This window comes from Desulfovibrio piger, assembly GCF_951793255.1.
Classification (GTDB): Bacteria; Desulfobacterota; Desulfovibrionia; order Desulfovibrionales; family Desulfovibrionaceae; genus Desulfovibrio.
Genome location: NZ_OX636706.1, coordinates 1,803,778 through 1,817,174, shown reverse-complemented (window position 1 = coordinate 1,817,174; position 13,397 = coordinate 1,803,778). Strand labels below are relative to the sequence as shown.

Annotated in this window: 18 protein-coding genes; 17 read left to right on the top strand and 1 reads right to left on the bottom strand. The window is 64.6% G+C overall.

Annotated features, from left to right (window positions below; all coding sequences use genetic code 11):
• Positions 1 to 191: 191 nt before the first annotated feature.
• A complete protein-coding gene (locus Q4I12_RS08220; protein ID WP_168935413.1) occupies positions 192 to 848 on the bottom strand; it encodes a tetratricopeptide repeat protein in 657 nt (218 codons plus the stop codon).
• Between the two features lie 148 nt (positions 849 to 996).
• Here Q4I12_RS08220 and yqeB point away from each other — a divergent pair, with 148 nt between their 5' ends.
• The 17 genes from yqeB (at position 997) to nusB (ending at position 13,383) form a co-directional block, all read left to right on the top strand.
• The gene (yqeB, locus tag Q4I12_RS08215; RefSeq protein WP_302261297.1) at positions 997 to 1,806 is read left to right on the top strand and encodes a selenium-dependent molybdenum cofactor biosynthesis protein YqeB; all 810 of its coding nucleotides are present in this window, start codon (positions 997 to 999) and stop codon (positions 1,804 to 1,806) included.
• A gap of 12 nt (positions 1,807 to 1,818) precedes the next feature.
• Entirely contained in the window at positions 1,819 to 2,304 is a 486-nt protein-coding gene (locus Q4I12_RS08210; protein ID WP_302261296.1) for a hypothetical protein, read from the top strand.
• Complete coding sequence (locus Q4I12_RS08205; RefSeq protein ID WP_168935416.1) at positions 2,291 to 2,584, top strand: GIY-YIG nuclease family protein; 294 nt, start codon at positions 2,291 to 2,293, stop codon at positions 2,582 to 2,584. The genes Q4I12_RS08210 and Q4I12_RS08205 overlap by 14 nt, the downstream gene beginning before the upstream one ends.
• Positions 2,560 to 3,189, top strand: a complete 630-nt coding sequence (locus Q4I12_RS08200) for a LysE family translocator (protein ID WP_168935417.1) — start codon at positions 2,560 to 2,562, stop codon at positions 3,187 to 3,189. The genes Q4I12_RS08205 and Q4I12_RS08200 overlap by 25 nt, the downstream gene beginning before the upstream one ends.
• Before the next feature lie 83 nt (positions 3,190 to 3,272).
• Entirely contained in the window at positions 3,273 to 3,824 is a 552-nt protein-coding gene (locus Q4I12_RS08195; RefSeq protein WP_168935418.1) for a YceD family protein, read from the top strand.
• 107 nt (positions 3,825 to 3,931) lie between these two features.
• Complete coding sequence (gene rpmF, locus Q4I12_RS08190) at positions 3,932 to 4,114, top strand: 50S ribosomal protein L32 (RefSeq protein ID WP_006003844.1); 183 nt, start codon at positions 3,932 to 3,934, stop codon at positions 4,112 to 4,114.
• Entirely contained in the window at positions 4,114 to 5,148 is a 1,035-nt protein-coding gene (gene plsX / locus Q4I12_RS08185; RefSeq protein ID WP_072334025.1) for a phosphate acyltransferase PlsX, read from the top strand. Before rpmF ends, plsX begins: the two co-directional genes overlap by 1 nt.
• Before the next feature lie 15 nt (positions 5,149 to 5,163).
• Positions 5,164 to 6,150, top strand: coding sequence for a beta-ketoacyl-ACP synthase III (locus tag Q4I12_RS08180; RefSeq protein WP_204625034.1), 987 nt, complete (start codon positions 5,164 to 5,166; stop codon positions 6,148 to 6,150).
• A gap of 62 nt (positions 6,151 to 6,212) precedes the next feature.
• Positions 6,213 to 6,965, top strand: coding sequence for a 3-oxoacyl-[acyl-carrier-protein] reductase (gene fabG / locus Q4I12_RS08175; protein WP_302261295.1), 753 nt, complete (start codon positions 6,213 to 6,215; stop codon positions 6,963 to 6,965).
• 65 nt (positions 6,966 to 7,030) lie between these two features.
• Positions 7,031 to 7,267, top strand: coding sequence for an acyl carrier protein (gene acpP / locus Q4I12_RS08170; protein WP_006003837.1), 237 nt, complete (start codon positions 7,031 to 7,033; stop codon positions 7,265 to 7,267).
• 121 nt (positions 7,268 to 7,388) lie between these two features.
• On the top strand, positions 7,389 to 8,636 hold the full coding sequence (gene fabF / locus Q4I12_RS08165) for a beta-ketoacyl-ACP synthase II (protein WP_204625032.1): 1,248 nt from the start codon (positions 7,389 to 7,391) through the stop codon (positions 8,634 to 8,636).
• A gap of 21 nt (positions 8,637 to 8,657) precedes the next feature.
• Entirely contained in the window at positions 8,658 to 9,896 is a 1,239-nt protein-coding gene (gene glyA, locus Q4I12_RS08160) for a serine hydroxymethyltransferase (RefSeq protein WP_302261294.1), read from the top strand.
• 249 nt (positions 9,897 to 10,145) lie between these two features.
• A complete protein-coding gene (locus Q4I12_RS08155; protein WP_040368923.1) occupies positions 10,146 to 10,625 on the top strand; it encodes a deoxycytidylate deaminase in 480 nt (159 codons plus the stop codon).
• Positions 10,618 to 11,760 (top strand): bifunctional diaminohydroxyphosphoribosylaminopyrimidine deaminase/5-amino-6-(5-phosphoribosylamino)uracil reductase RibD, encoded by a 1,143-nt coding sequence (gene ribD / locus Q4I12_RS08150; protein ID WP_302261293.1) that lies wholly within the window; start codon positions 10,618 to 10,620, stop codon positions 11,758 to 11,760. The genes Q4I12_RS08155 and ribD overlap by 8 nt, the downstream gene beginning before the upstream one ends.
• A 3-nt stretch (positions 11,761 to 11,763) precedes the next feature.
• Entirely contained in the window at positions 11,764 to 12,426 is a 663-nt protein-coding gene (locus Q4I12_RS08145) for a riboflavin synthase (RefSeq protein ID WP_168935424.1), read from the top strand.
• A 9-nt stretch (positions 12,427 to 12,435) separates the two neighbouring features.
• Positions 12,436 to 12,906, top strand: a complete 471-nt coding sequence (gene ribH / locus Q4I12_RS08140; RefSeq protein ID WP_006003824.1) for a 6,7-dimethyl-8-ribityllumazine synthase — start codon at positions 12,436 to 12,438, stop codon at positions 12,904 to 12,906.
• A gap of 3 nt (positions 12,907 to 12,909) precedes the next feature.
• The gene (gene nusB, locus Q4I12_RS08135) at positions 12,910 to 13,383 is read left to right on the top strand and encodes a transcription antitermination factor NusB (protein ID WP_168935425.1); all 474 of its coding nucleotides are present in this window, start codon (positions 12,910 to 12,912) and stop codon (positions 13,381 to 13,383) included.
• The last annotated feature ends 14 nt before the right edge of the window (positions 13,384 to 13,397 follow it).

Genomic DNA, 13,397 nt, shown 5'->3' with positions numbered 1-13,397 from the left:
TGCGCTACGCGGCACGGCCGGACAGTTTGGACGGCCCCCCTTCCGGCGCACCATACGATATGTTGCCGGCCATCGTTTTTTTGGACCGCCTGCGCAACAGGGCCAGTCCCCACACAAGGGAGACTGGCCCTGTTTTTTATCTGTCCGTCAGATGCGGTACCGGACGTGCCGCAGTGACGGATAAGCACGGTCTACGGCTTGGGATACTGGCGGATATGCGAGAAGATGCTGCCGTCCCGTTCCAGTCCCTGCTGGGCGGCCTTGGCATACCAGAGGGCGGACTCCGTGGCATCCTGCGGCACGCCGAAGCCCACTTCATAGCAGGCGCCCAGGAAGCGCTGGGCCTGGCCATTGCCCTGTTCGGCGGCACGCTTGGCCCAGTCGAAGCTCTGTTCGGGGTCCTTGGTCACCAGTTCGCCGTCGGCGCAGATCAGCGCCATGTTGAACTGGGCCTCGGCATAACCGCTCTGGGCCGCACGCTGCATCCACTGCAGATAGCCATTGGTGTCGCGCGGCACGCCCGCACCGGAACGCAGCATATAGGCCACCAGGGTCTGGGCTTCGGCATCGTTCTGTTCCGCCGCCAGCATATACCATTTGAAAGCCGTTGCCAGATCCTGCGGGACGCCCAGGCCGTTCTCGTAGCAGCGGCCCAGCAGCACCTGCGAGCGGGCATCGCCGTCCGAGGCCAGGGGCTGCAGCAGGCGCAGCGTTTTTTTGTACTGGCCGATATTGTAGGCCGTCCAGGCTTCCTGCCAGGTCTTGTCCGCCTTGCTGTCCGCGGCCACGGCAGGGATGGCGCTCACCAGGGCAAGGCCCAGCAGGCCTGTCGCAAGTATCTTGTTCATGATCTCTCCTTGCGTGTCGTTTCCTCTTCCGGCATCAGACCGGGGACACGCGTGCAGGCCACCATACGCCGCCCCGGGGCGGGACACAAGCATCCTGTCCGCGCGTCCCCGGCCCTTGACGACTGGCCCGGCAAGATGCATTTTTGTCATGATGCAAAAAGGATTCTGTCCCCTTATCGTCATCCGGGGTGCCGGAGACATGGGCACCGGTGTGGCCCTGGAACTGTGGCACGCGGGCCTGCACAGGCTCGTGCTGCTGGAGTGCGCCCGGCCGCGTGCCATCCGCCGTCTGGTGGTCTTTTCCGAGGCGGTCTTCGAAGGCAAGGCCCGGGTGGAAGGACTCGAAGCCCGTCTGTGCCCCGATGCGGCCGCCTGCCGTGCCCTCTGGCAGACCGGAGAGGCCCTGCCCCTGCTGGTGGACGAAGACGGCGCGAGCCTGCACGAGCTCTGTCCGCAGGTCTTCGTGGACGCCACCATGAGCAAGAAGGCCCGCGGCCTTTCCCCGAATATGGCGGATCTGGTCATCGCCCTTGGCCCGGGCATCGAAGCCGGGCGGGACGTCCACTGCGTCATCGAAAGCTTCGGCCCGGACATGGGCCGCTGCCTCCGGCAGGGACAGGCCCTGGCCAATACCGGCATCCCCTGCGAGCATGGCCGCTCCGAACAGCGCGTGGGTCGTGCCCCGTGTGCCGGTGTCTTCGCAAGCCCCCTGCCTCTGGGCAGCCATGTCCTTCAGGGCCAGGAAGTGGGCCGGGTGGACGGTGTTCCCGTCCCGGCTCCCCTGTCCGGCCGTTTGCGCGGCCTGTTGCGCTCCGGTCTTCCGGTGCGTGCAGGGGCCAAGGTGTGCGACATCGAGCCGCTGGACCACGTGCCCCTGGACAAAGTTTCCTCACGCGCCCGCTGCCTGGGCAGGGGCGTGCTGCGGGCCATAGCCGCCCGCTATAACCTTCCTACCTGATACAGGAGTATCATGTCCCCCTTCAATCCCGATTCCCAGAACAGATACCCCTCTCCCCGGAGCGACAGCGGTCAGTCCCGCGATGACGAACGCGTCATCGAGGCCGAGATCATCCACGACGGCTGTGACGACGGCAGGGGCCAGGGGCCTTACGGCCGCTCCTGTCGGGGCGGTTACGGCCAGGAACAGTTCCGCGGCAGCCGCAGCCCCTGGAACGGCGGTCTCCATTTCCAGACCATCTGGACCTCGGGCGGCAGCCGGCAGGCCGGTCTGGCGCCCGGCATCACCCTGGCCCTGATCATCATCGCCGGGATCCAGTTCGGTCTGCTGGCCAGTATCGGCTTCATGGTCTTCCATGCCATCGGCTCTGTCCTCAACTCCATGCGCGAGATGCGCTCCATGCTGGCGGGCAATCCCCCCAACCCGTGGCCCGGCCGCATCCTCAGCTGGACCATCAGCTTTTTGCTGGTAGGCTGGCTCTCCGGTGGCTTCCAGTGATGCCACATGGCATGTCTATCTGTTGCGCTGCGCTGATGACACCCTGTACTGCGGCGTGACCACCGACCTTGACCGGCGTCTGGCCCAGCACAACGGCCGCCTGGCCGGCGGGGCCCGCTATACGCGCCCGCGCAGGCCCGTGGCCCTGCTGCTCTCCCGGGCCTGCACGTCCCGGCAGGAGGCCCTGCGCCTGGAATATCATATCAAACGACTGCCCCGCTCCCGCAAGGAACAGGCCCTGAAAGAGTTTCCCCAATGCTGCCCCTGGATACTGTCCTGACGTTTTTCGTGACTGCCCTCATGCTGGCCCTTGCCCCGGGACCGGACATTATCTTCGTCCTCACCCAGTCCGCCCTTTACGGCATGCGGGCCGGTGTGGCCACCACCCTGGGGCTCATCTCCGGCCTGTGCTTCCATACAACAATAGTAGCCGTGGGCGTGGCGGGCATCTTCATGACCTCGCCGCTGGCCTTCACCCTGCTGACCGTCGTCGGGGCGGCCTACCTGCTCTATCTGGCCTGGCTCTCCTTCCGGGCCGGGGCCAGCATGGCCCATCTGCAGGAAAGCCGGTTCCTGGGCTACTGGGGCCTGTACCGCCGCGGGGTCATCATGAACATCACCAACCCCAAGGTGACGCTCTTCTTCCTGGCCTTCCTGCCGCAGTTCTGCGCGCCGGAACGCGGCAGCGTGGCGCTGCAGGTCATGGAACTGGGCCTGCTCTTCATGCTGGCGGCCTTCCTCGTCTTCACGGCCGTCTCGGCCCTGGGCGGCCGCCTGGCCCACTGGTTCAACAGCTCGCCGCGCGGCCAGATGCTCATGCACCGTGTGGCCGGTCTGGTCTTCGTGGCCCTGGCCGTGATGCTGATCTTTTCCTGCGTGGCCTGAGCCGCGCAAAGGCCTGTGACGCCGCCCCTTCCGGGCTTGACACAGGCTTGAGCGCCGAGTAAGAAGGCCGCATTGAGGTGACCATGCAGAACTATCGTATCCCGCTCAGTGAGATTTCCCCTTCCGGCAAGGACATGACGCTGGACGATCCCGCCATCTGGCAGGGACCGCTGGCCGAGTTCCAGATGGACTGCCGCATCATCGATCCCCTGAAGGCCGAGCTCGGCATCATGCCCCTGGAAGGCGGCTATCTGGTGCGCGGGAGCATCACCGGTACCGTGGTGCTGCCCTGCAACCGTTGCGCCGAAGACGTGACCGTGACCGTGGATTCGCATTTCGAAAATTTTGAGGAGACCGCCGCCGAACCCGAAGACGAAGAGGCCGCGACCACCGGTGAAGACCTGCTGGAAAGTCGCGTCGTCGTGGAGAATGGCGTGTCGTATCTCGATCTGGGCGCCATCTGCTGGGAAGAATTCGTCCTGGCCCTGCCGGTCAATCCCCTGTGCCGCCCTGACTGCAAAGGCCTGTGCCCCCAGTGCGGCGCCAACCTCAATGACGGCCCCTGCCAGTGCGCCCCGGAAGAGGGCGACCCGCGCATGGCCGTCCTGCGCGGGCTGAAATTGCGCAAAAACTAGACATCAAAATTTTTTTCTGCTAGGCTCTTGCCTCTTGAGCTTGGCCCATAGGGTCACTCACGCCCAAAAAGCATATCATTTCCGATCTCTCGGAGAAGGAGAACATCATGGCTGTCCAGCAAAACAAAAAGTCCCGTTCCCGCAAGGGCATGCGTCGTTCCCACGACCGCGTGGCCACCCCCACCGTCATCTACTGCTCCTGCGGCGAGCCCACCGTGCCCCATAGCGTGTGCCCCAACTGCGGCGCTTACAAGGGCCGTCAGGTGATCGCCAAGACCGAAGCTGAGTAATGAACGCGCGCCCCATCATAGCCGTTGATGCCATGGGAGGGGACTTTGGCCCCTCCGTGGTTGTTCCTGGTGCCATCGACGCCGCCAGGCTTCATGACTTGCACGTCCTCCTTGTGGGGGATACCCCCAAGGTGGAAGCGGAACTCGCCAAGCTCGACCTTGCCAACGTGCATTTCGACATCGTCCAGGCTGATGATGTGGTGCACATGAATGAAAAGCCTTCGGACATCCTTCGCCGCAAGAAAAACGCTTCTATCCAGGTGGCCTGCCGTCTCGTCAAGGACGGCAAGGCCGATGCCGTGGTCAGCGCCGGTCATTCCGGCGCCACGGTCGCGTGCGGCATGTTCATCATGGGTCGGCTGCCGGGCGTCGAACGCCCGGCGCTGGCTGCCCTGCTGCCCACGGAAAAGAATCCCGTGGTCGTGCTGGACGCCGGCGCCAACGTGGACTGCCGGCCCTATCATCTTTTCCAGTTCGGCCTCATGGGCGACGCCTTCGCGCGTGACCTGCTGGGCTATGCGGCCCCGCGTGTCAGCCTGCTGAGCATCGGCGAAGAGGAAGGCAAGGGCAACAGCCAGGTCAAGGAAGCCTACGAACTGCTCAAACTCGCCCAGAATCTCAACTTCGTGGGCAATGCCGAAGGCCGCGACATCTTTACGGGCGATATCGATGTCGTGGTCTGCGACGGTTTTGTGGGCAACGTGGTGGTCAAGATGAGCGAAGGCCTGGCCTCGGCCCTGGTCCGCATGCTCAAGCGCCTGTTCACCTCCGGTTTCCTGCCCGCCCTGGGCGGCATGCTGGCCAAGGGCGCCTTCAAAAAATTCGCCACCACCATCGACTACGCCGAATACGGCGGCGCCCCCCTTCTGGGCCTGCAGGGCCTGGCCATCGTCTGCCACGGCCGTTCCAGCGCCCGCGCCATGCAGAACGCCATCAAGATGGCCGGTACCTTCGTACGCAAGGGCACCAACGACCGTCTCGCCGAAACCATCCTGGCCAACGAGGAACTCACCCGCTTCTCACGCGCCATTTAAGCCACGGGTATTTCTATGAAGCCAAACTGCTATCTGCACGCCCTCAGCAGCTACGTTCCCGCCGAGGTCCTGACCAACGATGATCTGAGCAAACTGGTGGAGACCAACGACGAGTGGATCACCACCCGTACCGGCATCAAGCGTCGTCACCGCCTGCCCCAGGAAGAGAATGCTTCCGACCTCGGGACCCATGCCGCCCGCAAGGCTCTGGAAGATGCCGGTCTCGATGCTGCCAAGCTGACCCACATCCTCACGGCCACCTGTACGCCGGACCATCTCAGCCCCTCGCTTTCCTGCATCATCGGCGGCAACATCGGTGCCGGCCCGGCCATGTCCTTCGACTTCGGCTCCGCCTGCTCCGGTTTCCTGTACGGCCTGCATCTGGCGGACGCCCTGCTCTGCCAGGATCCGGCTTCCCAGATCCTTTTCGTCTGCACCGAGGCCCTTACCCGCCGCGTCAACTGGAGCGACCGCAGCACCTGCGTGCTCTTCGGCGACGGCGCCGGCGCCTGCATCCTGAACAGCGATCCCGAGAACGCCCTGGCCCGCGTGCAGGACAGCATCTGCAAGAGCGACGGCAGCCTGCACGACCTCATCATCGTGGGCGGCGGCACCAGCTGCCGGTACAAGCCCGGCGATCCCGTGGGCGACGACTTTTTCATCTCCATGCAGGGCCGTGAAGTCTACAAGCATGCCGTGCGCCAGATGTCCGGCATCTGCCAGGAACTGCTGGAGCGCAACGGCCTCACGGCCGCTGACGTCGATCTTTTCGTGCCCCACCAGGCCAACATGCGCATCATCGAGGCCGTGGGCAGCCGCCTGAAGATCGGTCTGGATCACGTGTTCACCAACGTGGCCGAATACGGCAACACCTCTTCCGCCTCCGTGCCGCTGGCCCTGGTGGAAGCCATGGCCCAGGGCCGCATCAAGGCCGGGGACCGTGTGCTGGTGACCGCCTTCGGCAGCGGCCTGACCTGGGGCGCGGCCCTGCTGCAGTTCTAGGCTGCCGCGGCGTTGAACTCGGCCCCTTTCTGCTATATCATAAAATCCATTGAGGCAGCATCATGAGCAATCTTGATTCCACCACTCCTACCGCGCTGGTTACCGGCGGTTCCCGCGGCATCGGTCGCGCCGTTGCCCTGACCCTGGCCCGTGACGGCTATCAGGTCATCCCCACCTACGTGAGCCGTCCCGAAGAAGCCGAGAAGACCGTGGCGGAGATCGAGGCTGCCGGCGGCCGTGCCCTGGCCCTGCCCCTCAACGTGGGCGACGGCGAAGCCGTGGCTGCCTTTTTTGCCGAACATATCAAAGGCAAGGTCAATCTGGCCGTGCTGGTCAACAATGCCGGCATCACCAAGGACGGCTTCCTGGTCCGCATGAAGGACGATGACTTCGACCGCGTCATCACCATCAACCTGCGCGGTGCCTTCATCTGCACCCGCGAAGCCGCCAAGATCATGACCAAGGCCCGTCACGGCCGCATCGTGAACATCTCTTCCGTCGTGGGCCAGATGGGCAACGCCGGACAGGCCAACTACAGCGCCGCCAAGGCCGGCCTGCTGGGTCTGACCAAGTCCTGCGCCAAGGAACTGGCCGCGCGCCAGATCACGGTCAATGCCGTGGCCCCCGGATTTATCGAAACCGACATGACCGCCGCCCTGAGCGACGATGTGCGCGCCTCCTATGAAGCCGCCATCCCGCTGAAACGCATGGGCACCGCCCAGGAGATCGCCGATGCCGTGGCCTTCCTGGCTTCGGACAAGGCTGCCTACATCACCGGCCAGGTGCTGGCCGTCAACGGCGGCATGTACTGCTAAAAACTGCGGCCGCGCACGCTGCCGCTCCCGCTACCGGAAAACACAAAGCGAGTTGGAGGATAACCATGTCTGAAGTTGCAGCCAAAGTGACCAAAATCATCGTGGACCAGCTGGGTGTGAGCGCTGAAGAAGTGAAGCCCGAAGCTTCCTTCGTGGAAGACCTGGGCGCTGACTCCCTGGACCTGACCGAACTGATCATGGCCATGGAAGAAGAATTCGACATCGAAATCGCCGATGACGACGCCCAGAAGATCCTGAAGGTGCAGGACGCCATCAGCTACATCGAAAGCAAGCAGGGCTAAGTTTTTCCCTGTCTGCCGGAAAATTGGAACGCACCGGGCTTGCCCGGTGCGTTTTTCCCCTTCCGGCCTCAACACGAGTATTTTTTCCAGGCACAAGCCCCCGCCTGTCCAAGGAGTATCCATGAGTCGTCCGCGCGTTGTCATCACTGGTCTTTCCGCCATCACCCCTCTGGGCAATGACCTTGAAACTACCTGGAAGCGCCTGCTTGCCGGCGAATCCGGTATCGGCCCCATCACCCTTTTCGATGCCACCGACTATGACTCGCGCGTTGCCGGCGAAGTGAAAGACTTCGTTGCCGAAGATTTCATCCCGGCCAAACAGGCCCGCCGCATGGACCGCTTCACCCAGTTCGCCGTGGTGGCCGCCCAGCAGCTCCTCAAAGACTCCGGCCTGGTCATCAATGACGACAACGCCTACGACGTGGGCGTCATCCTGGGCATCGGCCTGGGTGGCCTGAAGACCATCGAGACCTACCACGCCAAGCTGCTGCAGGGTGGTCCCGGCAAGGTTTCTCCCTTCCTGATCCCCATGCTCATCTCCAACATGGGCCCCGGCCAGATCGCCATCTTCACCGGCGCCAAAGGCCCCAACATCGTGACCACCACCGCCTGTGCCTCCGCCATCCACGGCATCGGCACCGCCTTCAGCGAGATCCTGCTGGGCCGCATCAGCACGGCCATCACCGGCGGTGTGGAAGCCACGGTGACGCCTCTGGGCGTGGCCGGCTTCACGGCCCTGAAGGCCCTTTCCAGCCATTACAATGATGAGCCTGCCAAGGCCTCCCGTCCCTTCGACGCCAACCGCGACGGCTTCGTCATCGGTGAAGGCGCCGGCCTGCTGCAGCTGGAAGAACTGGAACACGCCAAGGCCCGCGGCGCCAAGATCTACGCCGAAGTGGTGGGCTACGGCGCCTCCGACGACGCTTTCCACATGACCGCTCCCGCCGATTCCGGCGAAGGCATGGCCCGCGCCATGCAGAACGCCCTGCGCGACGCCGGTCTGGCCCCCGAGGCCATCGGGCACATCAATGCCCACGCCACCTCCACCCAGCTCAACGACAAGACCGAGACCAAGGGCATCAAACTGGTGTTCGGCGAGCACGCTTCCAAGATCAAGATCTCTGCCACCAAGTCCATGACCGGTCACCTGCTGGGTGCCGCGGGCGGTGTGGAGAGCGTGTTCACCGCCATGGCCCTGCATACCGGCTGGCTGCCCGGCACCATCAATCTGGAAAATCCCGATCCCAACTGCGATCTGGATTACATGGCCGGCGGTTCCGCCCATATCCCCTGTGAATACGCCATGTGCAATTCCTTCGGTTTCGGCGGCACCAATGCCAGCCTGATCCTGAAGAAGTGGAACGACTAGCCCCAAAGGGAGAGCGGTAGAATGGATGAAATCTTGCTTCAGGACCCGGAACTGGCCCAGGCCATCATCCTGGAATCCCAGCGCCAGGTCACCAAACTGGAACTGATCGCTTCGGAAAACTTTGTTTCCCCGGCCGTGCGTGAGGCCCAGGGCAGCGTGATGACCCACAAGTACGCCGAAGGCTATCCGGGCAAGCGCTACTACGGCGGCTGTGAATACGTGGACATCGCCGAGAACCTGGCCATCGAGCGCGCCAAGAAGCTCTTTGGCTGCGAATACGCCAACGTGCAGCCCCACTCCGGTTCCCAGGCCAACATGGGCGCCTACTTCTCCTTCCTCAAGCCCGGCGACACCATCCTGGGCATGGATCTGAGCCACGGCGGCCATCTGACCCACGGCAGTCCCGTCAACTTCTCGGGCAAGCTGTTCAACAACGTTTTCTACGGCGTGAACCGCGAGACCGGCTGCATCGACTATGACGAAGTGGCCCGTATCGCCCGTGAGCACAAGCCCGCGGCCATCGTGGCCGGTGCCAGCGCCTATCCCCGCAAGATCGACTTCGCCCGCTTCCGCGCCATCGCCGACGAAGTGGGTGCCGTCCTCATGGTGGACATGGCCCACATCGCGGGCCTGGTGGCTGCCGGTCTGCACGAGAGCCCCATCCCGTACGCCCACATCACCACCACGACCACGCACAAGACCCTGCGCGGTCCCCGCGGCGGCATGATCCTCTCCGACGAGACCCGCGGCAAAAGCCTCAACAGCCAGATCTTCCCCGGCATCCAGGGCGGCCCGCTGATGCACGTCATCGCCGCCAAGGCCGTGGCCTTTGGCGAGGCCCTGCGCCCCGGCTTCAAGACCTACAGCCAGCAGATCGTCAAGAACGCCGCCGTGCTGGCCCAGTGCCTGACCGATGCGGACTTCCGGCTGGTGTCCGGCGGTACGGACAACCACCTCATGCTGGTGGACCTGACCAACAAGGACGTGACCGGCAAGGATGCCGAACATGCTCTCGATGCCGCCGGCATCACGGTCAACAAGAACACCATCCCCTTCGAGACCCGCTCGCCCTTCGTGACCTCCGGCGTGCGTCTGGGCACCGCTGCCCTGACCACCCGCAGCATGAAGGAAGACGAGATGCGCCAGGTGGCGGCCTTCATCGTGGAAGCCATCGAAAAGCGCAACGAGCCTGCCTCCCTGGCCGCCATCCGCAGCCGCGTGGAGGAATTCGCCCGCGCCTATCCCCTGTTCACCTGGTAACCATGCACGACAGGAGGGAGGAGGCCCCCGTCCCGTACGGGATGGGGCTCCCTCCCTCTTTTTTTCCGCCGCGCCTGCCGGCGGCCCAGACCTGCCGGTCGCTGCTGCTGACGGTGCCTTGCGGAAAGCCCCCCTTTTGGAAAGGCCGCCTCTGGCGGCCTTTTCCGTCCGTGGTCCCTGCCACCGGCGGGCTTGGCTTTTGCCCCGGCTGCGTGTAAGGTAGTCCAACTTTTTATTGCGAGTACTGTCATGCAACGAATGCCCTGGCCCGATTATTTCATGAGCATCACCTATCTGGTGCGCGAGCGCTCCACCTGCCTGCGCCGCAAGGTGGGCGCCATCGCCGTCAAGGACAGGCACATCCTGGCCACCGGTTACAACGGTGCGCCCTCCGGCGTGCGCCATTGTCTGGAGACGGGCTGCCTGCGCGAACAGATGGGCATCCCTTCCGGGCAGCGTCACGAGATCTGCCGCGGCCTGCACGCCGAACAGAACGTCATCATCCAGGCCGCCGTGCACGGCGTGAGCATCGCCGGGGCGGAGCTGTACTGCACCACCTTCCCCTGCGCCATGTGCAGCAAGATGCTCATCAATTGCGGCATCAAACATATCTGGTACAGCGAGCATTATCCCGACGAGCTGGGACTGGCCATGCTCAGCGAGGCCGGTGTGACCTTCGAGCAGATCCCCTTCTCGCCCGACATGCTCAAAGGACCGCAGCATGTCTGAGAACATTTTCGCCCCCTTCATGCGTGAGGCCCTGGCCCTGGCCGAGAAGGGCCGCTGGAGCGCCTGTCCCAATCCCACGGTGGGCGCCGTGCTGGTGCGCGACGGTCAGGTGGTGGCGCGCGGCTGGCACCATGCCGCCGGGCAGCCCCACGCCGAGGTGGAATGCCTGCGCGACGCGCAGCGTCAGGGCATCGACCCCGCCCAGTGCACCCTGGTGGTCACGCTGGAGCCCTGCAACCATTACGGCAAGACCCCGCCCTGCAGCGAAGCCGTGCTGGCCGCGGGCATCAAGCGCGTGGTCATCGGCCTGTACGACCCCACCCCCAAGGCGGCCGGCGGTGCCGAACGCCTGCGTGCCGCCGGTGTGGAAGTCATCGGCCCGGTCTGCGAGCGGGAATGCCGCGACCAGGTGGCCGATTTCCTGGCCTGGCAGCAGGGCCGCCCCTATGTGATCCTCAAGATGGCCGCCACCATGGACGGGCGCATCGCCACCCGTACCGGCCACTCCCGCTGGGTCAGCAGCGAAGGTTCGCGCGCTCTGGTGCATCGCCTGCGTGCCGGTATCGGTCGTGCCGGGGGCGCCGTGCTGGTGGGCGGCGGCACCTTCCGGGCCGACAACCCCTGCCTCACGGCCCGCATCCCCGGTGAGACGGTGGAACAGCAGCCGCTGGCCTGTGTGCTGACCTCGCGCCTGCCCAATCCCGCGGGCGACATCCATCTGCTCAAGGAGCGTCCCCATCAGGCGGTCTTCCTCTGCTCGCCTGCGGCGGCGGCCTCTACGGCGGCCCACGCCCTGCGCCAGATGGGCGTGCGCGTGCTGGCCCTTGGCCCCGGGCAGCGCGGCTGCCCGGACTTTCCGGCCATGTTCCACATGCTGTACGAGGACCTGCACTGCCCCTACGTGCTTTGCGAAGGCGGCGGGCATCTGGCCCTTTCCCTGCTGGAAGCGGGTTTTGCCGACGAATTCCTGCTGCATCTGGCGCCGCGCATCCTGGGCGACAACGAGGCCGCGCCCCTGTTCGACGGCCGCAGCCCCCTCACCATGGCCGAGGCCCTGGACCTGCGCGTCTGCCGCACCTCCCTGTGCGACGGCGACGTCCACCTGCAGCTGCGCCCGGCCATTCCTCAGGAGTAGACCATGTTTACCGGCATCATCCAGGGACAGGGCGAGATCGTGGGCCTGCGCCGCAGCGGCCAGGAGTGCCGCATGGAAGTGCGCCCCCTCTTCCCTCTGGAAAATATCGTGGACGGGGAGTCCATCGCCCATAACGGCGCCTGCCTGTCCGTGGAACGGCACAGCGGTTCCACCTTCACTGTCTATGCTTCGGGCGAGAGCCTTTCCCGCACCACCCTGGGCGACCTGCGCAAGGGCGACCTGGTCAATCTGGAACGGGCCCTGGCCCTGGGCGACCGCCTGGGCGGGCACCTGGTCAGCGGCCATGTGGACTGCGTGGCCACGGTGCGTTCCGTGGAACAGGCCGGTTCTTCCCTGCGCTGCACGCTGGCCTTCCCGCCGGCCTTTGCGGCGGAAGTCATCGAAAAAGGCTCCGTCACGCTGGACGGCATCAGCCTGACCATCAATGCCTGCGGCAAGGATTTCCTGACCGTCAACGTCATCCCGGACACCCAGAAACGCACCACCATGCTGCACTGGCGCCCGGGCAGCCGCGTGAACATGGAGACGGACCTCATCGGCAAGTACGTGCGCCGCATCATGCAGTGCCAGGCCGACGGGCCCGCCACGCCGCAGAAGAGCAGCGGCATCAACAAGGAATTTTTACTGCAAAACGGTTTTCTTTAGGAGCAGACCATGAGCAATCCCACTACCATCAGCGGCATGCTTGATGCCAAAGGCCTCAAGATCGCCATCCTGGCCACCCGTTTCAACGACTTCATCGTGGACCGCCTGACCGGCGGCGCCCTGGACTACCTGGAACGCCACGGCCTCGATGCCAAGAACATCACCATCGTGCGCATCCCCGGTGCTTTCGAGATGCCCCTGGTCTGCCAGAAGCTGGCCGCCAGCGGCAAGTATGACGGCATCGTGGCCCTGGGCGCCGTGATCCGCGGTGCCACCCCCCACTTCGACTACGTGTGCAACGAAGCCAGCAAGGGCATCGCCCAGGTGATGCTGCAGTACAAGACCCCCATCGGCTTCGGCCTGCTGACCTGCGACAGCATCGAGCAGGCCATCGAACGCGCCGGTTCCAAGGGCGGCAACAAGGGCGTGGAAGCTGCCGCCGCCATGCTGGAAACCATCCGCGTGCTGGAGCAGCTGTAATCCATGAGCAAGGGTAAATCCGCCAGCCGCCGGGGCGAACGCGCCCAGGCTTTTCAGGTTCTGTACGGGCTGTCCTTCGCCGACGCCACCTCGCTGGAAGACGTGCGCCGCGCCTTCCTGCAGTCCCCCGACCATCAGGAGACCGAAGAAGGCGAGCTGCCTTCCGGTTTTGCTTGGGATCTGGTGCAGGGCGTGTGGAGCAGGCGCGATGAACTGGACAAGACCATCAGCCGCTTCTCGCGCAACTGGCGCGTGGACCGCATGGGTCGCGTGGAGCTGACCCTGCTGCGCCTGGCCATGTACGAACTGCTGTACCGCCAGGACGTCCCCGCCAAGGTCGCCATCAACGAGGCCCTGGAGCTGACCCGCCAGTTCGGCGAAGACAACGCCACCAGTTTTGTCAACGGTATTCTGGACGCCGCCGCCAAGGCTCTGGAAAAGGGTTCCCTCTCCGCCGGAGAGGATTCCACCAACTAAAAGCAGACAAGTGT